This window comes from Shewanella algae, from assembly GCF_009183365.2.
GTDB lineage: Bacteria > Pseudomonadota > Gammaproteobacteria > Enterobacterales > Shewanellaceae > Shewanella > Shewanella algae.
In genome coordinates, this window is the sequence record NZ_CP068230.1 from 2466541 (window position 1) to 2491725 (window position 25185).

Consider the following 25185-nt stretch of genomic DNA (forward strand, 5'->3'; position numbering starts at 1 on the left):
GTCATGACACATACAGTCTGTTTTCATTGTGGGGAGCCTGTCACCACGGGCATGCAGTTCAGTACAGTGATTGATGGTCAGGCTCAGCCCATGTGTTGCCTTGGATGTCAGGCGGTGGCTCAGGCCATCATGGATGCCGGGCTGACCAATTACTATAAATTTCGCTCCGAACCCGGCAGCAGGCAAAACGCCCTGGTGCCGGATGAGCTCAAAACCTTCAGTGCCTACGACCTTCCCGAAGTGCAACAGGACTTTGTGCACGATCAGGGTAATCAAACCTCGGTCTCGCTATCGATTGACGGCATTACCTGTGCCGCCTGCGCCTGGCTCATCGAGCACAAAGTCAAGCAGTTGCCCGGCATAGTCTCGGTGCAGGTCAACTCTACCACTCAACGAGCCCTCATCAGTTGGCGCCCGGCCGACATCAAACTGTCTGAAATACTCAATCAAATCGGCCGCATCGGCTATCAGGCGGCACCTTACCAGCTGGATGATCAGGAAGTTCAGAGTAAAAAGAACAGCCGTAAGTTTCTGCTGAGGCTTGGCTTGGCGGGCTTTGCCACCATGCAGGTGATGATGTTCGCCCTGGCGCTGTACGCCGGTTACTTTACCGGGCTTGAGGTGGAATATCGCGACTATTTCCGCTGGGTGAGCATGATGTTTGCCGCACCAGTGGTGTTCTACTCGGCGCAGCCTTTCTATTTCAGTGCCCTGCGGGCCCTGCTCGCCGGCAGGCTCAATATGGACGTGTCTGTCTCCATCGCCATCTGCGGCGCCTATATCGCCAGCTGTATCGCGACAGTGCAAGGCACAGGCGAAGTCTATTTCGAGTCTGTGTCCATGTTTACCTTTTTCCTGCTGCTTGGGCGCTATTTTGAGCAGGCGGCGCGGCAAAAAGCCTCAGTCAGTTCGAGTAACCTGCATAAGTTGGTGCCCTTGACTGCCCAACGTATCGGGGATGATGGCAGCAGCGAAGAGATCCCCGCCAAGCGCTTGCAAATAGGCGATCTGGTGCTTGTGCGCCCAGGGGAAGTGATCCCCGCCGACGGCTTGGTAGAGCAAGGCCATTCCGCCGTCAACGAGGCCATGCTCACCGGTGAGCAGATGCCACAGAGCAAACTACCGGGAGCTCTGGTTTATGCCGGTACCATCAACCAGGATCAACCGCTTAAAGTACGGGTGAACGCCATAGGCCAGGACCAACTGGTGGCAGAGATCATCCGTTTGCAAGAACTGGCCTCCAATAATAAGCCAGCCGTCGCCATGACGGCCGACAAGCTGTCGCGCTATTTCTCCGGCACCATACTCAGCATCTCAGCCATCACTTATCTGGTATGGCACCAGTTCTCGCCCGAAGACGCCTTCTGGGTCACTCTATCTGTGTTGGTGGCTACCTGCCCCTGTGCGCTGGCCTTGGCAACCCCGACGGCTGTGACCTGCGCCACTGCGCTGTTCACCCGCCTGGGGGTGATTACCCGTAAAGCGGGAGTGTTTGAAAAGTTGCCGCAAATTGATGCCGTGGTCTTTGACAAGACAGGTACCCTCACCTGCGGCAATCTGACCTTGCTGGAAACCCGCATCACCAAAGGCCGTGAGGCTGAGTATAGCGAGTTGCAGGTGCAACAAGTGGCGGCAGCGCTTGAAGCCGGTTCACTGCACCCGATAGCTCTGGCCTTTAGCCCTTATGCCGGCGCTCTTGAAGCCAACGAGGTGCATCATCAGGTGGCTCGCGGCATCAGCGGCAAGATCAACGGTCGCGACTTTAAGATAGGCAACGCCGAGTTTGTTGGAATCGAGCTCGCCGCCAGTGAACAGCAGCAAGTGTTCCTTGCCGATGAGCAAGGCTTGGTGGCCAGTTTTATTTTGCAGGACAGGCTGAGGGAAGACGCCAAGGATACGGTCGAGGCACTCAAGGCAAACAATATCCGTCTGGCGATTGCCAGCGGTGATACCCGGCCCCATGTGGAATCCCTGGCTCGGCAAGTGGGCATAGCGGAAGTGCACGCAGACATGAGCCCGGCAGATAAACTCGATTATGTACGCCGTTTGCAACAGCAACATAAGGTGGCCATGTTCGGTGATGGCATCAATGATGCCCCCGTGCTTGCCGGTGCCGATCTCTCTATCGCCATGGGCAGTGGCACTGCGCTGGCGAAAAACAGTGCCGATCTGATTTTGCTTGGCGATCATCTATGGCGTTTTACCCAAGCCATAGCGGTTGCCCGTAAAGCCAATCGTATCATTCGCCAAAATCTTGCCTGGGCTTTGGGGTATAACCTTCTTATACTGCCTCTGGCCGTAACAGGCCATGTCGCACCATATATCGCCGCCATCGGCATGTCGGCCAGTTCGCTGATCGTTGTCAGCAACAGCCTCAGACTTCTCAGGGTTCGCTTATGAGTATTATCTACGTACTAATCCCCATCGCCATGCTGTTTGTGCTGATTGCTGTTGGTGTCTTCTTCTGGGCGGTAAAATCGGATCAATTTGACGATCTCGAGCGCCACAGTGTGTCGATTCTGTTTGATGAGGAACCTGTGGACAACAAGGCGCAACAGGAGCAATCTCAAACGGCTGTAACTGAAGTCACTCAAGCGCCTCAGGATAGAGGCAATGGAATATAACCTCACCGGCGCCTTTTTGGTGGGCCTGATGGGAGCCGGACACTGCTTTGGTATGTGCGGCGGTTTGGTGGGCGCCTTTTCCAGCCAGCTTCCCGCTGCCCGTCGAGGCCAGAATCCGTTGGCGCAACAACTCTCGTTTCTGCTTCCCTATAATCTTGGTCGTATTCTCAGTTACAGCCTGGCCGGCGCTTTGGTGGGGGGGTCTGCAGCCGGGCTTGGCATGCTGTTTGATATCGATATCTACCTCTTGGTGCTCAGGCTCATTGCCGGTGTGATGATGATCGCCATGGGCCTCTACATTGCCCGCATCTGGGCCGGTTTGGTGCAGATTGAGCGTCTTGGTCAAGGATTGTGGCGTTTACTTAAGCCATTGTCCCAAAAAGTGTTACCTGTGACTCATCCCGGGCAAGCTTTGGTGGCCGGCATGGTTTGGGGCTGGCTGCCCTGTGGCCTGGTATACAGTACTCTCACCTGGGCAGTGGCCAGTGGCAGTGCCGGCCAGGGCGCGCTAATCATGCTTTGTTTCGGTTTGGGAACATTACCTGCCTTGCTCAGCGCTGGAGTTGCCGCCAAGGCGCTGGCCGACTGGGCTCAAAAGCGCGCCGTACGCTTGATTGCCGGTTTACTCCTGGTTGGCTTCGGGATCCAAACACTCTATATCGCCTTGGCTCAGCTTGACTAGCCGGGGTCGGTGAATTGGTTTAACATGGGAAGAGTCGCTTTACTTGAGAAAGACTATGACAATAGACAATAACAAGCATCGTCGCCCTGCTGCCGGGGGCTGTACCATTCATTGTCATGATTGCAGCATGGGGACCTTATGTATTCCCTTTACGCTCAACACCAATGAGTTGGATCAGCTTGACAATATTATCGAGCGCAAGAAACCCATTCAGAAGGGTGAACAGTTGTTCAAGTCCGGAGATCCGCTGAAATCTCTGTATGCTATCCGCTCAGGAACGATTAAAAGCTATACCATCACAGAACAGGGCGATGAGCAGATCACCGGCTTCCACCTGGCCGGTGATGTCATAGGCTTTGACGGTATCCATGCCCAATCACACCAGAGTTTTGCCCAGGCCCTGGAAACCTCTATGGTGTGTGAAATCCCCTTCAATACTTTGGACGAACTCTCCGGCACCATGCCCAAACTCAGGCAGCAGATCATGCGCCTGATGAGTAATGAAATCATGAGTGACCAAGGGATGATCCTGCTGCTCAGCAAAAAGAATGCCGAAGAGCGCCTGGCGGCCTTCATCAGTAACCTGGCGGCCCGATTCGGTAGCCGCGGCTTCTCCCCCAGGGAATTTCGCCTCACCATGACCCGTGGTGATATAGGCAACTATCTTGGCCTGACGGTGGAAACTATCAGCCGTTTGCTGGGACGGTTCCAAAAGGCCGGACTGATTGAAGTAAAAGGAAAATATATCACTATACTGGATCTTGAAGAGCTCGACAGGCTGGCTGGAGCCGCCCGGATAGCAAGATAGCAAGCGATTCAATATATTGATCTCAAGCAATACAAATCACAGCCAATATCGCATGATATAGGTATATCCTGCGGAATAAGGAAAAAGCCATGAGGGATTATCAAAAGCTATTGGTCGTAGTCGACCCTACATCGGAAAAACAGCCTGCCCTTGCCCGCGCGGTGGAACTCGCCACTCGCAGCAAGGCCAAGATCACTGTCTTTCTGTCTATCTTTGATTTCTCCTATGAAATGACCTCTATTCTTTCCAATCAGGAACGTGAGGCCATGCGTCAGGGGGTTATCAATCAACGTAAAGCCTGGATTGCCGATCTGCTCAAGCCGCATCAGCAAGCCGGACTCGAGATGGACAGCGAAGTACTGTGGCATAACCGCCCCTTCGAGAGCATCATCAACTTTGCCATTCAGGGAGAGTACGACCTGATAGTCAAAGGCACCCATGAGCACGACAAACTCAAGGCTGTTATTTTCACCCCCACCGACTGGCACTTGTTGCGTAAGGCTCCAGTGCCTGTATTGCTGGTAAAACAGCATGACTGGCCGGTGAAAGGCAAAATTCTCTGCGCCGTCAACGTTGCCTCTGAAGATGAGGAGCATCAATCCCTGAACGGCAAGATCATTGAACATGCCCAGGAACTGGCGGCCAAGTTTGATGCCGAGGTGCACCTTGTCAACGGTTATCCCGGAACTCCGGTCAACCTGGCGATTGAATTGCCGGACTTTGATGCCCACACCTACAACGAAACCATTCGCATGCAGCATGAGCAGCGGGTCAATTATCTGGCCAACAGTTACGGGGTCGATACCGCCCACTGCCACGTGAAAGAAGGTTTACCTGAGGATGTTATCCCTGAGCTGGCGGAGCAACTGGACGCCGAGCTGGTCGTTCTCGGTACTGTGGGTCGTACCGGTTTCTCTGCCGCGCTTATCGGCAACACGGCAGAACATGTGATAGATTCGGTCAACTGCGATCTGCTGGCTGTAAAACCCGACGGTTATAAGTCGCCTCTGGCCTGAGTCGCCCCTTTACCCGACCGACTTTAGCTGGAATAATACGCGCCCTGAACCATAGTGTTACTGGGCGCTTATTTTTTTATGTCTGAAGTTATGCAAGAGCTGGATAAGAAACAAATCACTCGTCTCAACAAACTGCAAAAGCGTTTACGCCGCGAAGTCGGCAGTGCCATTGCTGATTACAACATGATTGAAGAAGGCGATCGCGTGATGTGCTGCCTCTCCGGCGGCAAAGACAGCTATGCCATGCTGGACATTTTGTTGAACCTGCAGCAGCGTGCACCTGTGCAGTTTGAAATTGTCGCCGTCAATCTGGATCAGAAACAGCCCGGCTTCCCGGAAGAAGTGCTGCCGGCCTATCTGGATAGTTTAGGCGTGGCCTACCATATTCTAGAAAAAGACACTTATTCGATAGTCAAAGATAAGATCCCCGAAGGCAAGACCACCTGCTCGCTTTGTTCCAGGCTGCGCCGCGGTACCCTTTATGGGTTTGCCCAGCGAATAGGAGCCACCAAGATAGCGCTGGGCCATCACAGAGACGACATCATAGAAACCCTGTTCCTCAACATGTTCTATGGTGGCAAGATGAAGGCCATGCCACCCAAGTTGCTATCGGATGATGGTGCCAATATGGTGATCCGTCCCCTCGCCTATTGCCGAGAAAAAGACATTGCCGAATACGCCAAACTGAAAGCCTTCCCTATCATTCCTTGTAACCTTTGCGGCTCCCAGGAAAACCTCAAGCGCGCCGAAGTCAAAAATATGCTCAAACTGTGGGACAAACAGTTCCCGGGGCGCATCGAAACCATCTTTACTGCGATGCAAAATACCGCGCCGTCCCAGGGTGTTGACCGCACAGTGTTTGACTTTTTAGCACTGGAGCGTAATCCGGATGCTCCTGCCAGCGGGGAAGTTGCCGAAGCCGATTTGCCCGCCTTTGACTTTATGGATGTCAGCAACAGCGGTCATATCGATCTCGACAGTGCTGCCAAACATGCAGATCAAAGCCAGCGTATCGAAGTGGTTGGCATCTATCAGCCTTGATACAACTCTTCCGAACAAGCACTTGGTGCTTGTTCGGAAATGCTCTGTTTACTGCCGCTTACTGAATCAAAACTAAAGCCACTATCAAAACTAAAGCCACTTTTGCATAAACAGCAAACGCTTGCCATTGACCTCAGTAGTATCGATTTCAGTAGCATCGAATTCACAATAGCCCAGCTTTTGATAGATATGGCGGCCAACCTGATTAGTAGCAAATACATCGAGCCAGATACGTGAAGCGTTTAACTCATTAAGGCAATACTCTTCCATCAATTGCATCGCCCTTTGACCTAAACCTTGACCCTTATGGGCGACAACAATTCTTCTGAACTCTATCTCCTTCGGCTTATCCTCGACCAAAATCATAAAACCCGCGAGTAACTCATTTTGATAAATCGAAAGATAGTGGACAGTGTCTTTCGTCATTTCAGCCAGATGCTTTTCCGCCGGATAAGGCATGATAAAGCCGGCCGTATTTTGCAACTGTTCCATTGCCACGAATTGGCCAATCTCAGTCGCGATAGCCTGCTTTAATTCAATCATCTTACTTCCGATCTCAAAATGCTAACCGCACTATTCTATATGTTGCAGGAGAGGCGATATATCGGTTTCATGCTGAACCTGTGCCGGATACGACATAAAAAGCCCCGCAATGCGAGGCTCTGGTTTGTTTGACCAGAACTAACTGACCCAGCGGGTTTAGCGGTTACTCGTTTGTCATTTGCCTGGCGCGACCCAAGGGCTGATCACTTTGGGTGTAGCATCAAACTTCAGCGTCTCAAGTAACGCGATTTCCTCATTACTGAGTTCATAGCGCTTATCCAGCGCCTGATGGCGGCCATCGAACCAAGCACCATTTTCACTGCCGCTAAACTCTATGCTCAAACCCGAGATAGGCTTGGCGAAGTACTTCATGGGAAAGCCTTGCATCTGCTTCAGCGCTTCATTCATTTGACTGCTGATGTTTCTCAGCTCGTCGCCGCTGTATTCTTGCTTGGGATTACGCACTCTGAGCTGCATCCCAATGCCACAGCCTTGCCCTTCACCTGCAATCTCAAGATTAATCAAGGCCCTGGCATTCTTGAGTTTTTCATCAAAGGGAATGAATAGCCGTTGGCCGGCATCGAAGGTCAGCGGAAAGCGCTCAGTCTCTGTACTGATACTGCCGGCTTTCACCTGACAGTTCTGGGTTTCAGGCACTGTAAACGCCAGATCTATGAGCTGATAATTCCCCTTATTCATCACTTTCATCCGCGCGTAAAAGTCGGCGTAGTTCAAAGATACCTGGCTCGCCATCAAAGAGGGTGACAGCAACAAGAGTGCACTAAACAGCAGTTTTTTCGACATGGTTATCCACCAAATATTCTTCGTTGTGACGCAGCATATCGAGCAATTCGTCTATATAGGCTTCCTGGCGCTCCGAGTAGTTGACCAAACCATAGACCAGCTTTTCAGCGGTCAGCGGTTCTTGCTGGCTACGGAGATCGGCGCGAATGGAGCGAAACAGAGAATAGGCTGCATTGGAATTAAGATTGCGCATATAGGAAGCCACGGAATCATCGACCGATTTAAATACCGCAACCTCATGGGACATACCCTCGGTGCGTGACTGCGGCACCAAGCCGCAGCCTTTCTTGAAACACCATTGGCCAAAGAAATTGAGTCCTTCGCGGGCAAAGCGTGAGCTGCCCCAGCCGGTCTCATTGGCCGCCTGGATAAGTACCATAGATTCGGGGATCACATCGACCCGACGCAACAATTTATTGATGCTGTCGCTATCAATAGCGCGCATGGCATATTGATACTTTTCCGCCAAGCGTTGAATACGATACTGCTCGGCATCATTGAGCTGATGCTGGTTTTGCAGATGTTTTTGCACCTGTTCGAGGAATTTACGTTCCTCGGCGATAATCCGGTTTTGTTTTTGCACAGCCGGACGCAGGAAGTCAAAAAACGCCTGTTTCTTGTCGCTGACAACACTGATACTGCTGAAATCGGGGATCAAGCTGACGCCCAATTGGTTCTTTATCAGTGGCGCTGAAGTCTGCTCGGCGGTTTTCAAGCTGGGTATCAAATACACTCTCAGTGCCAATACCGACAGGATCACCAAAGCCAGTGCCAGGGTAAATGAGCCAAGTTTTCCGGTTTTCAATCAGTCTTTCCTTTTGCCTGTTGCCCAAAGGTTACGGGGAAAATGTCCGCGCATTATATGTCAGATATCTCTTTTCACAAAATCAGCCGCTGGCAGCTTTCCCCCACTAATGTAGAATGTAAGGGTTTGAAACCGCAGCAAGGATCCGCTATGCAAGCGCAGTTGTTCAGTCAATATCGGCAAGTTGTTGCCATTGGCGGTGGCCATGGTTTGGGAAGAGTCCTGTCGGCCTTGGCGTTTCTGGGTAACCACCTCACCGGCATAGTAGCAACAACAGACAATGGCGGCAGCACTGGCAGGTTAAGAAACAGCAATGACTGTATCGCCTGGGGCGATCTACGTAACTGTCTCAGCCAACTGGCCCATAAACCTTCTGTTGGCTCCTTGTTGTTCGAATACAGATTTGATGGCCAGGACGAGCTCAGCGGCCATAACCTGGGCAATCTTATCCTGACTGCGTTGGATCAGCTCTGCGTCCGGCCGCTTGAGGCTATCAATCTTATCCGTGGCCTACTCAAAATCGAGACCCGTCTGTATCCCATGTCGGAACAACCCACACATCTTCTGGCACTCGATGTCTCCGGCAGTAAGGTGTTTGGTGAACTGGAAGTCGACAGCATGGCAGAGCGGCCCGTGGCAATGAATCTTGAACCTATGGTTCGGGCTACAGAGGAAGCGGTGGCGGCGTTGACGGCTGCCGAACTGATAATTTTAAGCCCGGGAAGCTTTCTCACCAGCTTGATGCCGCCTTTGCTGTTGCCCGAGTTGGCCACCGCCATTAAAAACAGCGCCGCTAAAGTGGTATTTATCGATAATCTGAAGCCCGAGGCTTCAGTGGCAGGGGAACTCAGTCTCAATGCCAAACTGGATTGGTGCCAGCAACTCATAGGCACAGGGCGTATTGATGCTGTGCTGTGTCATGGTCAGCCTGCGCAGGAAGGATTGATTTATCGCTCGCCGCTTGCCGACCCAATCCAGAGTGGTTGTCACGACAGAGACGCCTTGGTCAGCGCCCTGGTGCAAGCTCTGCAGCCGAAGAAACTCATTGCCTGAGCAGCATTTTTAAGACCGGTTTTGTGGCCGGATAAGTAAAAAGGACAGCCGCAGCTGTCCTTTCTAAGCTTGGGCAAAATCCAACAGGCTTAGAGCACCTTGGCTATCGCCTTGCAGATAACCGGCATATTGGTCTTGGTCATCCCGGCAACACTGATACGGCCGGAGCCAACAATGTAGACGCCGAACTCATCTTTAAGCCTGGCAACTTGTTCCTTGTTGAGGCCCGAGAAGCTGAACATACCGTTTTGACGAGATATGAAGCTGAAGTCGCGATCGACGCCTTCGGCCTTGAGGCTCTCAACGAACAGGGTTCTCATGCTGGCTATGCGCTGGCGCATTTCAGTCAGCTCTTGCTGCCACAGGGAATTTAGTTCACCGTCGTTGAGAATAGTGCTGACAATCATGGCACCATGAGCCGGCGGGTTTGAGTAGTTGGCGCGAATGGTACGCTTAACCTGACTGAAAGCCCTGGCAGCTGATTCACTGTCTTTGGCCACCAGAGTCACGGCGCCGATACGCTCATTATAGAGCCCGAAGTTTTTCGAGAAAGAGTTGGCAACCAGCAGCTCCGGCACCAAGGCGGCAACGGCTCTGAGCCCTTGGGCATCTTCTTCAATTCCAGTGCCAAAGCCCTGATAGGCAAAGTCAAACAGGGGAACCAAGCCCTTTTCTGCACACAGTTTGGCAACTTGCTGCCATTGATTGATATTCAGATCGATACCGGTCGGGTTGTGGCAGCAGCCGTGCAGCAGCACAAGATCACCCTCACTCGCCTGTTGCAGATCTGTCATCATGGCATCGAAGTCGAGATCATGGGTTTCTGCCTGATAATAGCTGTACTCTTTGATCTCAAGCCCGGCGGTTTCGAAGATGTTCTTATGATTGGCCCAGGTTGGGTTGCTGATCCAAATGGTTTTGCTGTCTGTGTTGCTCAGGACAAACTCGGCAGCGACCCGCAGTGAGCCGGTACCACCCGGTGCCTGAGCCGTTACTGCCCGGCCATCGGCGATTATGGCGTTGTCTTTACCGAATAGCAGTTGTTGAACCGCCTGGTTATACAGGGCAACCCCTTCAATACCGAGATAGCTCTTGGTCTTTTCCTCTTCGAGCAACTTGGCCTCTGCCAACTTGACCGACTTGAGTACCGGGGTCTGGCCAGCCTCATCCTTATAGATGCCAACACCCAGGTTGACTTTATCCGTGCGGGGATCGGCTTTAAAAGCCTCGGTTAAACCAAGAATGGGATCGGCCGGCGCGGCGGTAATCTGAGAAAAAATCATGACAGCTTTCCTGTAATTGGACATGTAGGGACAAATCGGCTCCATTTATACCATTGTCCTCGCCCGGGTTACAGTCTCCTTGGCAGATTCTGAGTCATTTAATTTATTACTTGAAGGATATTCACTCAGAAAGGAAATTTGTCATGGATATGACAACGAAGTGCGCTACGGATGACTTCAGCCCGTTTGTGATGTCGGTTAGGTTCGGAAATGAAAAACGGGACCCAGTTGATACTGGATCCCGTTATCAGAATCTGGCGGTGAAGGAGGGATTCGAACCCTCGATACGTTGCCGTATACACACTTTCCAGGCGTGCTCCTTCAGCCACTCGGACACCTCACCGTACGTTGGACATTGCGTCTCAACGGGGCGCTACTATAGAGAACTCCAAAGGCCGGGTCAATGCTTTATCACGCATTATCATCCGTTCGCTTGGTTTTTAGCCTTGAAGGACAGAACAGCCTAAGATAACTCCCCTATCATCCCCTGGGCTTTATAAACGAAAACGGGGTTCAGCCTAAACTGAACCCCGTCGTCTAAATCTGGCGGTGAAGGAGGGATTCGAACCCTCGATACGTTGCCGTATACACACTTTCCAGGCGTGCTCCTTCAGCCACTCGGACACCTCACCGCATCGATACTATTTACTGTGCGTATCAACACATTCAGCAAGAGATATCTCTATCCCCTTGATGGAGCGGTACTTTACGCAAAAGGCGAATGCCGGTCAAGCAAAAATCCGCCATAATATCCGTTTGCGCGTTTGCTGAACAAAGCGGGTGAAAAATGCTGCAATCAATGTTCATTGAGGCGGAATTTACTCACTTCATCGCTCATCTTGTTGGCGTCTTTAATCAACAGCTCATTGAGTTTGCCAAGCTCATTGGCGATATCCTGAGTATTACGGTAAATATCGCTAATCTTCATAGCGTTGCGATTCACCTCTTCTGATACGGCCGATTGCTCATGGGTCGCGGCAGCTATCTGTTCATTCATGCTATCGATAACCTCCACGTGCTCAACTATGCGTCTTAGTTCCTCACCGGCGCGATTGGCCTCATCGACACTGGTACCCGCCTGCGTCTTGCCTTTGGTGATGGCGGCTACCGCCACTTCGGCGCCCTGTTTGAGCCTTACTGTCATATTACGAATATCTTCGGTGGAAGATTGTGCCCGCTGCGCCAGATTGCGCACCTCATCGGCCACCACGGCAAAGCCGCGGCCCATTTCGCCGGCCCGGGCGGCTTCGATAGCGGCATTCAGAGCCAGGAGATTAGTCTGCTCGGCTATGCCACTGATGACCTCCAGTACACTGACAATGCCGTGAATATCTTTATCCAGTTTGGATATTGCATCGGCGGCATAACTGATCTCTTCAGCCAGTTCATTGATGGCCGATGCCGTGCGCCCCACTTCCAGGCTCCCTTCCCTGGCCTCAGTGCTGGCTTGATTGGAAGCTTCCGAGGCCCGTACCGCATTGGAGGCAATTTCCTGTACGGTTGAGCTCATTTCTGTCATCGCCGAAGCCACTTGTTCTGTCTCACTGTAGCCAACAGATACATCGGCCTGCATCTGGGTCGAGTGTTGTTCCATCTGTTGCACCACTCCAAGCAGGGTCTTGCTGCTGGAGCGGACGCGCAGTATTACCTGTTCAAAGTCAGTCATCATACTGTTGAAAGACTCGGCCAGCTCGCCAAATTCATCTTTGCCCGTATGGGGCAAACGCACGCTTAAGTCATAGTGAGCCCTGGCTCGGGTTACGCCCTGATGTAACTCCCTCAAGCTGCCGTGCAGATACTTGAGTATGATGCTGGAGACCAGACTGACAATGATCAGACCTATCACCATGATCCCAAGTAGAAGCCAGGTCTGATTGGCTGCGCTTTGCTGTTTACTCAGAGTCTCTGCCAGCAGTTTGTCTGACAGCTGCTGCTCAAACTTATGCAGAAGATCGATACGGGCAGTGGATTGGGCAAACCAGGTTTCGGGAGATTGAGACTTGAGCTCTTCGGCTTTCTGACCAAAGGCCAATTCCCTCAAGCGAGCCACTTCAGCCACTGCGGCTTGGGCTTGCAATACCTGTAAATTCTTGAGTGCGGTTTCATCAGCCAAGGCCACAAACCTTTCCTGATAAGCGTCCTGCTCGGAAACCAGAGTGATAAATTTGCGATAGACACCAGGTTTGAACTCACTTTGGCCGAAGGTTGAACTCAGTACGGCCCGCTCGATACCGGCGCGTTCCTTCATCTGCAAAAAGGCCGAGAATGCTGCAGCTTGCATGGCAATTTGTTGATCGCCGCCCTTCTGTACACTGAGATCGACAATCGACAACAGTAATTTATTCAGCTGTGTGTAAAACGCCACTTCTTCGGCAACGCTTATCCCTTGCCTATCAACCTGGCTGCGAATTTCTCTCAAGCGGGCAATGCTGTTCCTTGCCTCGGTTAAATCAGCGGCAAAATCGGTGGGAAGCTGATGATTATTCAAGAAATCATTGAATTGTTGGAGTTGATTATCTGTGAGTTGCCGCTGGCCCGGTAGTTTGTCGGCAAAGCTCTTGCCCTTGGAGCCGAGATAACCGGCGCTCATGCCGCGCTCTTTTTGCAGCTCATGCACCAGCGCCGAGTTAACCACCGCCAGTTCACTGAGATCCAGCACTTCTTCCAGGCCATTGGCAAGCGACAGCCGATCGCTGAACAACAAAATACCAAACAGGGTTGCCGCAATGAAAGGCGGCAGGATAACCAAGAGAAATTTGTGTTTCAGAGGAAGATTTTCAATCCATTGCCATTTCATTGATGCATCCTTTAAGCAGCTAACTTACTAATTTATTGCTATGAAATACAATTTTTAGCATACGTCGGCAAGTATAGTCGATCAAACCGAGTGTAAATGGAAAAAGAGCCTGCATTTGCAGGCTCTTTGACTTGGTTCAAACTCTTGCGGGTTTATCAGGCGTTGCCTTTGACTTGCATGTTGAGGGTCTTGGCAAAATCCAGCATCCGGGTCAGAGGCACCAGAGCCCCTTGACGCAGCTCTTCATCGACAAAGATCTCATGCTGGCTGTTGTCCTGACTTTCCAGCGCACTGGCTATCGCCTTGAGGCCATTCATTGCCATCCAGGGGCAGTGAGCACAGCTGCGGCAAGTGGCGCCTTCACCGCCGGTTGGGGCTTCAATCAAGGTCTTGCCCGGTGCTGCCTGTTGCATCTTGTAGAAGATGCCTCTGTCAGTGGCCACGATAAAGGTATCATTGTCCATGGTCTGGGCGGCTTTGATCAACTGGCTGGTTGAACCTACCGCATCGGCCATTTCCACCACACTCGCCGGAGATTCAGGGTGAACCAGAATCGCGGCGTTCGGGTGCTGCGCCTTTAATTGACGCAAGGCCCTGGCCTTGAATTCATCGTGAACGATACACTCGCCCTGCCACATCAACATCTCGGCACCGGTTTGCTTGGCAATATAACTGCCCAAGTGACGGTCTGGCCCCCAGATGATTTTTTTGCCTTCACTGTCCAGGTGTTCAACGATTTCCAGCGCTATGCTGGAAGTCACCACCCAATCGGCCCGGGCTTTGACCGCAGCCGACGTGTTGGCATAGACCACAACAGTGTGATCCGGGTGCGCATCACAGAAGGCACTGAACTGCTCAATAGGACAGCCAACATCCAGAGAACAGGTGGCTTCCAGAGTCGGCATCAGAATGGTTTTTTCCGGGCTAAGGATCTTGGCGGTTTCCCCCATAAACTTAACCCCGGCAACGATGAGCTTCTTGGCAGGATGATCGCGACCAAAACGCGCCATTTCCAACGAGTCGGAAACGCAGCCACCGGTTTCCTCGGCCAGTGCCTGAATTTCAGGATCTGTATAGTAATGGGCAACCAGAACAGCATTCTGCTCCTTGAGCAGCTGCTTGATCCTGGCTTTGTATTCGCTTTTTTCCTGTTCAGACAAGGGAACCGGTTTTGGCGGGAAAGGATATTGAATGTGTTCTATGCTTGGTGCTACCTGACTCATAACAGACCCAATGCGACTAATACTGTTGGCGATTATACGAAATCTGCCATCAAATCGTAACCACTTTATGCTTGGGATCAAATAAAGCCATTGCCTTAAGAAGGCAAGAATAGTGCTGCTCCCGAAGCACCCCTAAAACAAGGCCCCGCATTGCAGGGCCTTTATGATTATCTCATCGCCAGCAGCATTTCCTGCGGCTGCTCGAGATACTGTTTCCACAGATTACAGAAGCGGGCAATAGTGCCGCCATCTATTACTCTGTGGTCACCTGACCAACTGACCTGCATCAGTTTACGGGCTTCGACCTCACCCTTGGCATTGAAACGCGGCAGGGTTTGCACCTTACCCAAGGCCACAATCGCCACTTCGGGTTTATTGATGATAGGTGTCGCCACAGTGCCGCCCAGAGCGCCTATGTTGGAGATAGAGATGCTGCCATCTTTAAGATCGGCAGGTGCGACTCTACCCGAGCGCGCTGCCTGGGTCAGACGGGTGACTTCGGCGGCAACATCCAGAATCGACTTATCCTGCACATCCTTGACGTTGGGCACCAACAAGCCAACCTTGGAGTCAACGGCCATACCTATGTTATGACGGCCAAGATAGGTGAGCTCGGTGCAATCGGTGTTCACTCGGCTGTTGATCACCGGAAACTCGGTCAGCGCCAGCGACATGGCCTTCATAAAGAAAGGCATCATGGTCAGCTTGAGCTCGTCATTGGAGTACTTGGCCTTCATCGCTTCACGAAGGGCGATAAGCTCGGTCAAGTCCAGTTCTTCGCAGTAAGTAAAGTGCGGAATGCTGGAAACTGACTCCGTCATCATCCGCGCCATCACAGCGCGAACGCCCTTGATAGGCTCTACCCTGTCGTTTGCGGTTGCCGCTGCGCCGGTTTGTACTTGGCCTTGTGGCAAAGTTTTGGTTTGGGCCTGAGGAGTCGCCCCCTTAAGGAAACGCTCAATATCCTCTTTGTAGACCCGGCCATTTTTGCCGCTGCCAGGCACTTTGGCGATATCGACATCCAGGCTGCGAGCCATACGTCTTACCGCTGGGCTCGCCAGTGCCTTGCCTTGGGGCACCATACTGCAGCCAGCCGTTTGCGAGCCGCTCTGGGCTTGAGTCTGGGCTTGAGAGGCGGCAGAGGCTGAGCCAGATGGTGCACTTGCTGCAGCGGTTTGAGCCACAGGTGCACTGCCTGATTCAGCTGCAACTTCAATGGCAAACAGTGGCTGATGCACTTGGGCCAACTGCCCCTTACGGTAGTGCAGCTTGACGATTTTACCGGCCTTCATCGCCGGGATTTGCACCAGTGCCTTGTCTGTCATTACATCGCAGATGGGTTGATCTTCAACCACAGTGTCGCCTTCTGCGACCAGCCACTCCACCAGTTCGCACTCTACTATGCCCTCGCCGATATCCGGCAGCATAAAGTCTTCCACCTGGCTGCTACCGCCAGCAGCACCAGTACTCGGCTGTGCAGCGGTAGCAGCGCCGGCCACGCTGGTTGCTGGCGCTTCACTGTCTACAGCGTCCACTTCCACGGCATACAAAGGCTCATGCACCTTGGCAATTTCACCCTTGGCGTAATAAAGCTTACTGATAACACCGGGGAAAGGCGCAGGAATTTGCACCAGTGCCTTGTCTGTCATCACATCACAAACGGGTTGATCTTCGGCGACGGTATCGCCCTCAGCCACCAACCATTCCACCAGTTCACACTCGACAACACCTTCGCCTATGTCGGGCAAAATAAAATCTTTAATCATCCTGGCTCTCCTAGAAATTCACCGAGGCCTTGATGGCTTCAAAGGTTTTAAGCGCATCCGGCATATATTCTTTTTCGTGGATCAATGGATATGGCGTATCCAGACCACAGACCCGGCTGATGGGCGACTCCAGGTACAGGAAACATTCCTGTTGGATGGTAGCGGCAATTTCACCGGCAAAACCACCGGTCAGCGGCGCTTCGTGGTTGATGAGCAATCTGCCGGTCTTTTTCACCGACTCGGCCACGGTTTCCACATCCCAAGGCGCGAGAGTACGAAGGTCGATGACTTCACAGTCAATACCTTCCTCTTTGGCCATATCGGCTGCTTTCTCTATGATTTCCATCTGCGCGCCCCAGGCGAGCAGAGTAATATCTTTACCTTCACGAACCACTTCGGCTTTACCCAGCTCCAATTGATAATCGCCTTCCGGCACATCGCCGACAGAGGCGCGGTACAGGCGCTTGGGCTCGAAGAAGACCACTGGGTTCTTATCGCGAATGGAGGCCAGCAGCAAACCCTTGGCTTGGTATGGGTTACGGGGAACCACCACCTTGAGACCGGGTGTTTGGGTAAAGTAGGCTTCCGGTGACTGGGAGTGGTAATGACCGCCGGCAATGCCGCCGCCATAGGGGGTTCTGAAGGTCAGGCCGCCGACATCAAACTCGTTGCCGCTACGGTATCTGAACTTGGCCGCTTCGTTGACGATTTGATCGAACGCCGGGAAGATATAGTCGGCAAACTGGATTTCCGCTACCGGCGTCATACCGTTGGAAGCCAGGCCGTTGGCAAAGCCGGCAATCCCCTGCTCGGTGAGTGGAGTATTGAAGCAGCGCTCACGGCCAAACTTTTCCTGCAAACCGGAAGTTGCCCGGAACACACCGCCGAAATGGCCTACGTCTTCCCCGAAAACCAGCATTTTTTCGTCGGCTTCCATCGCTATGGTCAGGGCATTATTGATGGCCTGTAACATATTCATCTGTGCCACGCTTATGATCTCCCTGCTGTTTTAGGATAGGCTTTCGGATACTTGGCAACGTGGGCCTTAAGCTCGGTTAATTGCTGCTTGAGCGCCGCTGTCGGCTGATCAAAAACGTCTTCTATGATGGCTTCTATGGCTGGTGCCGGAACCTTTTCGGCCACTTTTACCGCGGCCAGCACTTCCTCGCGATACTTCTCATACAGCTCGGTCTCGTCGCTTTCCTTGAGCCAGCCTTTGTTGATAAGCCACAACTTGAAGCGTTTCACAGGGTCGTGCTGTTGCCACTTGGCTTCTTCCTCTTTGGAGCGATAACCGGATGGGTCGTCGGAAGATGAGTGGGCGCCCAGACGGTAGGTCATGGCTTCAATCAGCACAGGCGCGTTGTTTTCAAGCGCGTAGGCTCTGGCTTGCTGCGTTGCGGCCAGAACCGCCAGCATATCGTTACCATCGACTCTGATGGTGTGCATGCCATAACCAACGCCGCGGCTGGCTATGCCGTTACCGGCGTACTGCTCTTCCGTAGGGGTTGAGATGGCGTAGCCGTTGTTGCGGCAGAAGAAGATGACCGGCGCTTTGTGAACTGCGGCCATATTAAGACCGGCATGGAAATCACCTTCAGAGGCGGCACCTTCACCGAAGTAACAGATAGCGACATTACGCTTGCCCTGCATCTTCAGCGAGTAACCTACGCCGGATGCCTGCGGGATCTGGGTCGCCAACGGTGAAGAGATGGTTTGATAGTTGAGTTCACGGCTGCCGTAGTGAATAGGCATCTGCCGGCCTTTGCCCAGATCTTTCTCATTGCTGAACATCTGGTTCATAAACTGCTCAGTGGTAAAGCCGCGATAACGCAATGCGGCATGTTCGCGGTACTGGGCAAGGATCACATCCTTGTCATCCAGCGCAGCGGCACTGCCGATAACGGCGGCTTCTTCACCGATACAGGTCATGTAAAAACTGATCCTTCCCTGACGCTGGGCGCCCAACATACGTTCGTCCAGGACACGGGTAAAGACACAGGTATCGAATATCTTGCGTGACAGGGCTTCATCTATGACGGGCAATACTGCCTCTTCATAGGTGGTGCCGTCGGCCTGAAGTATTTTGAGTACAGGGATATGCAGCGAGTCCTTGTTCAAAAAACTCACCCGATGCACCGTCTCATTCATATTTGTTGCGTTGCTCATAGTGTGCTCTTGTTATCTCTGGGTTTGTCCGGCTCGAAACCGGCCCTACCGATTTTTTCAGTACGCGCCCCGAACATTACGTTAACGTAAACTAGCAAGCAACTCCCGCCTTGGGTGCTTTGCCAACTAGCATGGGATCGGCGCGTATATATTGGTTTACAATTCAGGCCAATGGCACCTCTGTGGCCTGAACCAGGCAGATCACTGTACGTTGGCCAATGGGCACCTTGGCGTTGGGAAACACCACGGCTTCCGAGTCCTGCTCTACTCGAATATCCCGGCCCGCTTCCCGCGCCAGCACATAACCCTTGGGGAAAGCAGTGAAGTTTTCCACATCGCTGGCGAAGGTAAATTCAAAGTCGTCGGCCTGCTTATTGATGACCCTACAGACCTGATAGATATTGACCCGCTCAAGCGCCTGCTCCTCGAGTTCGAGCGATTGCTTGCAGATCAAACGGCTCAGCATCTCCCGGGTGGCGATAAAACGTGTCATATCGTTTTGTCCCATGGGGTAAACCTTGCCAAGTTCAATGGTAAAGGCGTCGGCGCCAAACTGATTTGACGAGAAATAGCTGAAAGTGGTTGTGGGTTCGTGATGCAGCAACACGGTATCGACTCCGGCCGCCTCCAGGAACATCAATTGTTCACGGCTGTAAGCCTTACCCGGTCGATAGGGATAGATGGCAAACTTTTCATGCTTGGAGCCGCGAATGGCGGTGTGCAGATCGTAATGGATCCTCTGTCTTGCCCCTTGTGGTGCGTCTTCGAAGAAACGTGTGACATAAGTTTCCAGTTTCTTGGCGCGGATCCGCTCCGGGTTCACCAGCCCGGGGGGATTGGAATGTTCGCCACTGAACAGCCGGTTGAGGTTTTCATCGACAATACGGGTGCCACGGTTAATTGCCGCCGGGTTACCGAACATGAACAGTACTCGCTGCCCTACCCGTATTTCTTGCTTTAACAGCGACTTGATAATGCCATTACACAGTTCGATAGGTGCAGTTTCATTGCCGTGTACCCCGGATGACAGCACGATATCTTTATCACTCTGGTTGTCCAGAGGTTCAAACAGCAAGACTCCTGTGTCCCAAATCGCTATCCGGGTGTGGTCGCCAAGCGTGCCACTAATACTCTCCAATGAATTGGGGTTATTCAGAGTCAATGACAGGAAGTCAGGATTATCCTTCAGGGCTTGTAACACGAAATACTCCTTCTTATTGCCGATTTGGCTGTTGTTTCCATTAACGCTGTCTCCTGGGAACTTGTTGCAATGCGTTTGCTTGTTGAGACCAGCGCCAGAGAGCAAGGTTTCATAGTACCACAGCTTATTAAGTTGGCGATGTGACTAAAGCTATCCAATGCCAGGCTCGCGAACTGGTTTCAGATAGTTCTTATCTAACTAAGGAGCAAAAAAGCCACTCCGACAAATACACCACTTGCGCCGGAAAAACTTATCACGCATAATTTTGGCCATCTGGACATCTAGAGGTAAATTCAATGGCGGTAGCAACATTCGGTGGCGGTTGTTTTTGGGGGGTGGAGTATTTCTTTCGTCAAGTGCCCGGGGTATTAAACGCCACCAGTGGTTATATGGGCGGTGATGATAGAATCAACCGCTATGAAGAGGTAAAACAGGGAAACAGCGGCCATGCCGAAGTGGTTCAGGTGGAGTTCGATGAAGCCCAGGTTTCATTTACCGAGCTGCTGCAAGTTTTCTGGAGCAATCACAACCCCACCAGTCTCAATCGCCAAGGTGGTGATATCGGCACCCAGTATCGGAGCGTGATTTTTTTTCATAGCAAAGAGCAGAAGGAACAGGCTGAGGCCTCAAAACTGGCGTTGGCTCGTAGTGGTAAGTGGGGTCAGCGGCACATAGTGACGGAAATTGTTCCAGTGAAACAGTTTCATCGTGCGGAAGAATATCATCAGGACTATATCCAGAAGAATAACCTGCCCAGTTGCCATCTTGAATATTGATCCCCGGGAATAAAAAAGCGCAACTGTGTTCACGGCTGCGCTTTTTTACTGAACTGGCAATCTCTTAAGCTCAGTTCGGCTTACCTTTTAGGGCGCTGGTTATCAGAGCTCTCGCCTGTTCCAGTATCTGCTGCAGATGCTGCTCGCTGACAAAGCTTTCGGCGTAAATTTTATAGAGTGCCTCAGTACCTGAAGGTCTGGCGGCAAACCAGCCGTTGTCGGTTAGCACCTTAATACCGCCAATGGCACCATCATTGCCGGGGGCCTTGGTCAGTACCGCCTCAATCTTGTCTCCGGCCAAAGTCTCTGCCCCCAGGGTATCTGCATTGAGGGTGGCAAAACGCGCCTTTTGCTTGGCATTGATGGGGCTGTCTATCCGTTTGTAGAAGCAATGACCGTGTATCGCAGCCAGTTCTGCATAACGCTCGGCTGGATTTTTGCCGGTAACGGCGAGGATTTCAGCGGCCAGCAGCCCGAGAATAAAACCGTCTTTGTCCGTGCACCAGGTTGTGCCGTCACGTCGAAGGAAGGCGGCGCCGGCGCTTTCTTCGCCGCCAAAGGCCAGGCTGGCTTCACTCAAACCACTGACAAACCACTTGAAACCAACCGGCACTTCACAAAGCTTGCGACCGTGTGAGGCAACTATCTTGTCTATCATGCCACTGGAAACCAAGGTCTTGCCGATTTGCAGCGTCCGCGGCCAATCGGGTCTGTGCTCCAGCAGGTAATCTATCGCCACCGCCAAAAAGTGGTTGGGGTCCATCAACCCTGTCTCTGGGCAGACTATCCCGTGTCTGTCGTAGTCGGGATCATTCCCAAGGCAGATATCGAACTCATCCATGTGCTTAAGCAGGCCTGCCATGGCAAAAGGCGATGAGCAGTCCATGCGGATTTTGCCGTCTTTATCCAGTGGCATAAAGCCGAAGCTGGGATCGACCCGGTCGTTGACCACGGTTATATTCACGCCATAACGGCGGGCAATATGTGGCCAGTAATGGATGCCTGAGCCGCCCAGAGGGTCGACACCTATACGGACGCCGGCATCTTTGATGGCTTGCATATTTACTACAGAGGCGAGATCGGCAACATAGGGCTCAATAAGATCCGCTTCTTTGATGAGTCCGATACTGGTGGCTACGCCGTAGTTGAGTTTCCTGACCCCTTCCAACTGTGCCTTGAGATAGTCATTGGCTCGCTGCTCAATCCAAGCCGTAATCTCACCTTCTGCCGGCCCACCATGGGGCGGATTGTACTTAATTCCGCCATCCTGAGGCGGATTGTGGGACGGGGTAATAATAATGCCATCGCTGAGCTCTGCGGCATTTCGGTTTGCGCTAACTATGGCATGGGAGATGACAGGCGTAGGCGTAAAGCCCTGGCTCTCTTGCACCACCAACTTAACATTGTTGGCCAGCAATACTTCGATGGCAGAAATATAAGCCGCTTCAGATAAGGCATGGGTGTCCATGCCCAGATAGAGTGCCCCCTCAATCCCCTGAGATTGGCGGTAATCTACCACAGCCTGGGTTATGGCCCAGATATGGTTTTGATTGAAGCTGCCGCTTAAGGAACTGCCCCTGTGCCCCGAGGTGCCAAAGCTCACTTTCTGGGCCGGGTCATCACAGTTTGGGACAATTCGGTAATAGTGGCTCATCAGCCGCGGAATATTAACCAGATCCTTCTGCATGGCCTTGTTACCGGCCCGCTCATGAATAGCCAAAATAATGCTCCTTGATGGCGGATATTGGAATACAGATTTATACCTTAAGCGGCAGTGCCTTATCGGCAATCGCTTTGGCCTTTTCGCCGTCGCAGCCCATCTTTTCCAACACTTCAGACAATATGGTGTGCTTCTTGGCAGTGTTGTTATTGGTGGTTACCCAAAAACCACTGCTGCCGACTTCTTTGGGGTTGGCCGATTTACTGGCCTTAAGCAAGGCTTCCTTCGAGGTAGCAAAATAGAGGCGATCACGCCCCTGAACCTGCAGTACCTGCTCAAATCCTTGCTGATCCTGGTTATAGAGACATTCGAGGGCAAACAGAAAACGTCCAACAGCCCCCTTTTGGGCTTCGATAGCCGCACTGCTAAACAGGTTGTCAAAGTCCAGGGTTGACTCGGCCTCGGGTAATGTATTGGGACGATAACCCTGCTCCATGCTTGGCTGGCTGAGTTCAACCGGTGCCTTGGGTTCAACGGCTGTCACATCCAAGCCCAGCAGTCGACGAAGAATATCCGATGCGCTTTCGCCTATCCTTTCGGTTTTCCCGGCAATAAAGCGATACAGTTCCTCATCCACCTCAATATATTTCATGGCCCGATTCCTTTAGTTTCAACTTGTTCTATGCAGCCGCCATGACATTGCCGTCAAAGCACATCTGGGGCGCGGCTGCGATTTGGCTCAAAGTATGCCATAACTCGCCATCGGTGGAAGGCTCAATCCATCAAAATGCGAGAATAGAGTTACAAACCTATGACTTGCACAGCCAATTTGTTGAAAAAGCAGTCAAAGCCAGTGTTAAATCCGCATCCATCCTTGTCAAATACTGACCTTTGTCGCAGAATTTGCCCCCTGCTGAAATACTGGCAACAAACTCACTGTGAGGGGGCTGTATGCACTTTGTTTCGACCGGAAGCGGTAGTCCGGTGTTGCTGATCCATGGCTTATTCGGTGATTTGGATAATCTCAAATCACTCGGGGCTCTGCTTGAGCAAAATCATCGGGTAATAAGGATAGACTGCCCCAATCATGGTCAGAGCGAACATTGGCCGCAAATGGACTATCCTGGGCTTGCAAAAGCGCTTGTGTCCCTGCTTGATGAACTGGCTATAGGCAAGGTGCATCTGGTGGGCCATTCCATGGGCGGTAAGATTGCCATGGCAACCGCGCTGGCTTATCCGCAGCGGGTACAATCCCTGACCGCCGCCGATATTGCGCCTGTGGCCTACTCGCCGAGACATGAAAAAGTGTTTGCCGGCCTAAACAGCATGCCTTTGGATATTAAAGACAGACGTCAGGCGCTGGCACATCTTTTGAATCATGAGATCGATGAGGCGACGGCGCAGTTTTTGCTCAAGAGCCTGCGTCGCAGCGAATCCGGCTTTGAGTGGAAGATGAATCTGCCGGGGCTGATTGAAAGTTATCCGGCTATCATAGGTTGGCATAATGGCCCTGAGCGCTGCGGTGGCCAACTTAGCTATCAAGGGCCCACCTTGATGATCCGGGGCAGCGAGTCAAACTATGTGACCGCCGCTTACAAAGAAGAGATTGTGGCTCAGTTTCCTAAGGTCAAAGCCAAGACCCTGGAGGGATGTGGGCATTGGCTACACGCCCAGAAACCGGTGATATTCAACCGTATAGTGTCCGACTTCATTGACAGTAACGATTAATATCCAAGCCCTTGCTGAGGGTAAATGCGGTAGCAGCCCCTGAACCAATATGCTATATTCGCGCCTCTTTTTGGCTAGGGAACACCGGGAGGCTGCAGCGTGTTGAACCAGTATATGCAACAGATAGAAGCCGTTGGACTGGATCTGTTTTTCGCAGCAATTTTCTTTTTTATCGGTATGGCCATCAGGGATGTACTCAATCAGGGTAACGTACCCAAGTTTGGTCGCTTCATTGTTTGGTTGGTACTCTTCCTTGGCTGTGCAGGCTTTGTCGCCAAGGGGATAATTCAAATGACCTGGGAAGGCTCAGGTATAGGTTAAACATCAGATTTCAAATGGCAAAAGAAGCAACAGATAGAACAACCATAGACCTTTTTGCCACTGAAAAGCGCCGCGGACGGCCCAGAAGCAATCCTCTGCCCCGCGAGCAGCAGCTCAAGGTGAATAAACGTAACCAGATCATGCGGGATCGGGCGAAGGGTCTGAAACGAATAGAGTTAAAAGTGTCACAAGATTTATATGACGCCTTGAATGAGAAGGCTTTGGCCAGTAACATCAGCCGCAGCCAGTTAATAGAATTGATCCTTCAGGAGCAGCTAGGTTAGCCCCTGTCAGGAAAGATCGAAGTAAATAGCGAACTAGACATTAAAGGAAAGACAATGGCAACTGTAGGTCTTTTTTTCGGTAGCGATACAGGTAACACCGAAGCTGTAGCCAAGATGATCCAGAAGAAACTGGGCAAGAAGATGGTTGAGGTGAAGGATATCGCCAAGAGCACCAAAGAGCAGATCGCCGAATACGACCTGCTGATCTTCGGGATCCCAACCTGGTACTATGGTGAAGCTCAATGTGACTGGGATGACTTCTTCCCTGAGCTGGAGCAGATTGATTTTACCGATAAGCTGGTGGCCATTTTCGGTTGCGGCGATCAGGAAGACTATGCCGAGTACTTCCTCGATGCCATGGGTATGGTCCGAGATATCGTTGAAGAGCGCGGCGCAATAGTCATTGGCCATTGGCCGACTGACAGCTATAACTTCGAAGCCTCTAAAGGGCTGGTTGACGACAAGCACTTTGTTGGCCTGGGTATAGATGAAGACCGCCAGCCTGAATTGACCGAAGAGCGTGTCGACGCCTGGGTTAAACAGATTTACGAAGAGATGTGCCTGGCCGAGCTGGAAGACTGATATTCGCTCCCCGGTAACT

24 protein-coding genes and 2 tRNA genes are annotated in these 25185 nt (G+C 52.1%); 12 read left to right on the forward strand and 14 right to left on the reverse strand.

The features are described from left to right. Positions 1-3: 3 nt before the first annotated feature. From E1N14_RS10965 to ttcA, 6 genes are all read left to right on the forward strand, one after another. Positions 4-2400, forward strand: coding sequence for a heavy metal translocating P-type ATPase (locus E1N14_RS10965; protein ID WP_062793777.1), 2397 nt, complete (start codon positions 4-6; stop codon positions 2398-2400). Continuing rightward, the gene (ccoS, locus tag E1N14_RS10970) at positions 2397-2624 is read left to right on the forward strand and encodes a cbb3-type cytochrome oxidase assembly protein CcoS (protein ID WP_025010388.1); all 228 of its coding nucleotides are present in this window, start codon (positions 2397-2399) and stop codon (positions 2622-2624) included. Before E1N14_RS10965 ends, ccoS begins: the two co-directional genes overlap by 4 nt. Further along, a complete protein-coding gene (locus E1N14_RS10975) occupies positions 2614-3306 on the forward strand; it encodes a sulfite exporter TauE/SafE family protein (RefSeq protein WP_028779898.1) in 693 nt (230 codons plus the stop codon). The genes ccoS and E1N14_RS10975 overlap by 11 nt, the downstream gene beginning before the upstream one ends. A gap of 55 nt (positions 3307-3361) precedes the next feature. Continuing rightward, a complete protein-coding gene (etrA, locus tag E1N14_RS10980) occupies positions 3362-4114 on the forward strand; it encodes an electron transport transcriptional regulator EtrA (RefSeq protein ID WP_025010389.1) in 753 nt (250 codons plus the stop codon). Positions 4115-4203: 89 nt separating this feature from the next. Beyond that, positions 4204-5130, forward strand: a complete 927-nt coding sequence (uspE, locus tag E1N14_RS10985) for a universal stress protein UspE (protein ID WP_025010390.1) — start codon at positions 4204-4206, stop codon at positions 5128-5130. Between the two features lie 78 nt (positions 5131-5208). Next, entirely contained in the window at positions 5209-6171 is a 963-nt protein-coding gene (gene ttcA, locus E1N14_RS10990; RefSeq protein WP_025010391.1) for a tRNA 2-thiocytidine(32) synthetase TtcA, read from the forward strand. A 90-nt stretch (positions 6172-6261) separates the two neighbouring features. Here ttcA and E1N14_RS10995 read toward each other — a convergent pair whose 3' ends face one another. The 3 genes from E1N14_RS10995 to E1N14_RS11005 all read right to left on the reverse strand — a co-directional run bounded on the left by E1N14_RS10995 (position 6262) and on the right by E1N14_RS11005 (position 8323). After that, the gene (locus E1N14_RS10995) at positions 6262-6714 is read right to left on the reverse strand and encodes a GNAT family N-acetyltransferase (RefSeq protein ID WP_025010392.1); all 453 of its coding nucleotides are present in this window, start codon (positions 6712-6714) and stop codon (positions 6262-6264) included. Between the two features lie 174 nt (positions 6715-6888). Next, a complete protein-coding gene (locus E1N14_RS11000) occupies positions 6889-7518 on the reverse strand; it encodes a DUF2987 domain-containing protein (protein ID WP_025010393.1) in 630 nt (209 codons plus the stop codon). Next, positions 7496-8323, reverse strand: coding sequence for a glucosaminidase domain-containing protein (locus E1N14_RS11005; protein ID WP_025887408.1), 828 nt, complete (start codon positions 8321-8323; stop codon positions 7496-7498). The genes E1N14_RS11000 and E1N14_RS11005 overlap by 23 nt, the downstream gene beginning before the upstream one ends. 150 nt (positions 8324-8473) lie before the next feature. Between E1N14_RS11005 and yvcK the strand changes: the two genes are divergently transcribed. After that, complete coding sequence (gene yvcK, locus E1N14_RS11010; RefSeq protein WP_025887406.1) at positions 8474-9376, forward strand: uridine diphosphate-N-acetylglucosamine-binding protein YvcK; 903 nt, start codon at positions 8474-8476, stop codon at positions 9374-9376. Between the two features lie 89 nt (positions 9377-9465). On the opposite strand, the gene E1N14_RS11015 is transcribed toward yvcK, so the two are convergent. The 9 genes from E1N14_RS11015 to astE all read right to left on the reverse strand — a co-directional run bounded on the left by E1N14_RS11015 (position 9466) and on the right by astE (position 19815). Continuing rightward, positions 9466-10659 carry an amino acid aminotransferase gene (locus tag E1N14_RS11015; RefSeq protein WP_025010394.1) on the reverse strand — a complete coding sequence of 398 codons (1194 nt, stop codon included), beginning with the start codon at positions 10657-10659 and terminating at the stop codon, positions 9466-9468. A 255-nt stretch (positions 10660-10914) separates the two neighbouring features. Continuing rightward, positions 10915-11002 (reverse strand) — tRNA-Ser (locus E1N14_RS11020). Positions 11003-11203: 201 nt separating this feature from the next. Further along, positions 11204-11291 (reverse strand) — tRNA-Ser (locus E1N14_RS11025). 164 nt (positions 11292-11455) lie between these two features. After that, complete coding sequence (locus E1N14_RS11030) at positions 11456-13456, reverse strand: methyl-accepting chemotaxis protein (RefSeq protein ID WP_025010395.1); 2001 nt, start codon at positions 13454-13456, stop codon at positions 11456-11458. A gap of 155 nt (positions 13457-13611) precedes the next feature. Further along, positions 13612-14679 (reverse strand): quinolinate synthase NadA, encoded by a 1068-nt coding sequence (nadA, locus tag E1N14_RS11035; RefSeq protein ID WP_025010396.1) that lies wholly within the window; start codon positions 14677-14679, stop codon positions 13612-13614. Positions 14680-14846: 167 nt separating this feature from the next. Continuing rightward, complete coding sequence (locus E1N14_RS11040; RefSeq protein ID WP_025010397.1) at positions 14847-16445, reverse strand: dihydrolipoyllysine-residue acetyltransferase; 1599 nt, start codon at positions 16443-16445, stop codon at positions 14847-14849. A gap of 10 nt (positions 16446-16455) precedes the next feature. Then, positions 16456-17433, reverse strand: a complete 978-nt coding sequence (locus E1N14_RS11045; protein ID WP_025887401.1) for an alpha-ketoacid dehydrogenase subunit beta — start codon at positions 17431-17433, stop codon at positions 16456-16458. Positions 17434-17435: 2 nt separating this feature from the next. Continuing rightward, positions 17436-18614: a thiamine pyrophosphate-dependent dehydrogenase E1 component subunit alpha gene (locus E1N14_RS11050; protein ID WP_062793776.1), complete on the reverse strand. Its 1179-nt coding sequence runs from the start codon at positions 18612-18614 to the stop codon at positions 17436-17438. Positions 18615-18777: 163 nt separating this feature from the next. After that, positions 18778-19815, reverse strand: coding sequence for a succinylglutamate desuccinylase (gene astE / locus E1N14_RS11055; RefSeq protein ID WP_025010398.1), 1038 nt, complete (start codon positions 19813-19815; stop codon positions 18778-18780). Positions 19816-20111: 296 nt separating this feature from the next. Here astE and msrA point away from each other — a divergent pair, with 296 nt between their 5' ends. Then, on the forward strand, positions 20112-20591 hold the full coding sequence (gene msrA, locus E1N14_RS11060) for a peptide-methionine (S)-S-oxide reductase MsrA (protein WP_025010399.1): 480 nt from the start codon (positions 20112-20114) through the stop codon (positions 20589-20591). A gap of 70 nt (positions 20592-20661) precedes the next feature. On the opposite strand, the gene pgm is transcribed toward msrA, so the two are convergent. Then, entirely contained in the window at positions 20662-22311 is a 1650-nt protein-coding gene (gene pgm / locus E1N14_RS11065) for a phosphoglucomutase (alpha-D-glucose-1,6-bisphosphate-dependent) (protein WP_025010400.1), read from the reverse strand. A gap of 37 nt (positions 22312-22348) precedes the next feature. After that, positions 22349-22903 (reverse strand): replication initiation negative regulator SeqA, encoded by a 555-nt coding sequence (seqA, locus tag E1N14_RS11070; RefSeq protein ID WP_025010401.1) that lies wholly within the window; start codon positions 22901-22903, stop codon positions 22349-22351. A 299-nt stretch (positions 22904-23202) separates the two neighbouring features. Between seqA and E1N14_RS11075 the strand changes: the two genes are divergently transcribed. From E1N14_RS11075 to fldA, 4 genes are all read left to right on the forward strand, one after another. Further along, positions 23203-23979 (forward strand): alpha/beta fold hydrolase, encoded by a 777-nt coding sequence (locus tag E1N14_RS11075; protein ID WP_025010402.1) that lies wholly within the window; start codon positions 23203-23205, stop codon positions 23977-23979. A gap of 99 nt (positions 23980-24078) precedes the next feature. Further along, positions 24079-24300, forward strand: a complete 222-nt coding sequence (locus tag E1N14_RS11080; RefSeq protein ID WP_025887393.1) for a DUF2788 domain-containing protein — start codon at positions 24079-24081, stop codon at positions 24298-24300. A 14-nt stretch (positions 24301-24314) separates the two neighbouring features. Further along, positions 24315-24584: a LexA regulated protein gene (gene ybfE / locus E1N14_RS11085; protein ID WP_025010403.1), complete on the forward strand. Its 270-nt coding sequence runs from the start codon at positions 24315-24317 to the stop codon at positions 24582-24584. A gap of 54 nt (positions 24585-24638) precedes the next feature. Then, complete coding sequence (gene fldA / locus E1N14_RS11090) at positions 24639-25166, forward strand: flavodoxin FldA (RefSeq protein ID WP_025010404.1); 528 nt, start codon at positions 24639-24641, stop codon at positions 25164-25166. Positions 25167-25185 lie beyond the last annotated feature (19 nt).

Excerpts from the sequence above, each read along its gene's own strand:
- E1N14_RS10965 (WP_062793777.1), top strand. The coding sequence starts at position 4 with ATGACACATACAGTCTGTTTTCATTGTGGGGAGCCTGTCACCACGGGC.
- ccoS (WP_025010388.1), top strand. The coding sequence starts at position 2,397 with ATGAGTATTATCTACGTACTAATCCCCATCGCCATGCTGTTTGTGCTG.
- E1N14_RS10975 (WP_028779898.1), top strand. The coding sequence starts at position 2,614 with ATGGAATATAACCTCACCGGCGCCTTTTTGGTGGGCCTGATGGGAGCC.
- etrA (WP_025010389.1), top strand. The coding sequence starts at position 3,362 with ATGACAATAGACAATAACAAGCATCGTCGCCCTGCTGCCGGGGGCTGT.
- uspE (WP_025010390.1), top strand. The coding sequence starts at position 4,204 with ATGAGGGATTATCAAAAGCTATTGGTCGTAGTCGACCCTACATCGGAA.
- ttcA (WP_025010391.1), top strand. The coding sequence starts at position 5,209 with ATGTCTGAAGTTATGCAAGAGCTGGATAAGAAACAAATCACTCGTCTC.
- E1N14_RS10995 (WP_025010392.1), bottom strand. The coding sequence starts at position 6,714 with ATGATTGAATTAAAGCAGGCTATCGCGACTGAGATTGGCCAATTCGTG.
- E1N14_RS11000 (WP_025010393.1), bottom strand. The coding sequence starts at position 7,518 with ATGTCGAAAAAACTGCTGTTTAGTGCACTCTTGTTGCTGTCACCCTCT.
- yvcK (WP_025887406.1), top strand. The coding sequence starts at position 8,474 with ATGCAAGCGCAGTTGTTCAGTCAATATCGGCAAGTTGTTGCCATTGGC.
- E1N14_RS11015 (WP_025010394.1), bottom strand. The coding sequence starts at position 10,659 with ATGATTTTTTCTCAGATTACCGCCGCGCCGGCCGATCCCATTCTTGGT.
- E1N14_RS11030 (WP_025010395.1), bottom strand. The coding sequence starts at position 13,456 with ATGAAATGGCAATGGATTGAAAATCTTCCTCTGAAACACAAATTTCTC.
- nadA (WP_025010396.1), bottom strand. The coding sequence starts at position 14,679 with ATGAGTCAGGTAGCACCAAGCATAGAACACATTCAATATCCTTTCCCG.
- E1N14_RS11040 (WP_025010397.1), bottom strand. The coding sequence starts at position 16,445 with ATGATTAAAGATTTTATTTTGCCCGACATAGGCGAAGGTGTTGTCGAG.
- E1N14_RS11050 (WP_062793776.1), bottom strand. The coding sequence starts at position 18,614 with ATGAGCAACGCAACAAATATGAATGAGACGGTGCATCGGGTGAGTTTT.
- msrA (WP_025010399.1), top strand. The coding sequence starts at position 20,112 with ATGGCGGTAGCAACATTCGGTGGCGGTTGTTTTTGGGGGGTGGAGTAT.
- seqA (WP_025010401.1), bottom strand. The coding sequence starts at position 22,903 with ATGAAATATATTGAGGTGGATGAGGAACTGTATCGCTTTATTGCCGGG.
- E1N14_RS11075 (WP_025010402.1), top strand. The coding sequence starts at position 23,203 with ATGCACTTTGTTTCGACCGGAAGCGGTAGTCCGGTGTTGCTGATCCAT.
- ybfE (WP_025010403.1), top strand. The coding sequence starts at position 24,315 with ATGGCAAAAGAAGCAACAGATAGAACAACCATAGACCTTTTTGCCACT.
- fldA (WP_025010404.1), top strand. The coding sequence starts at position 24,639 with ATGGCAACTGTAGGTCTTTTTTTCGGTAGCGATACAGGTAACACCGAA.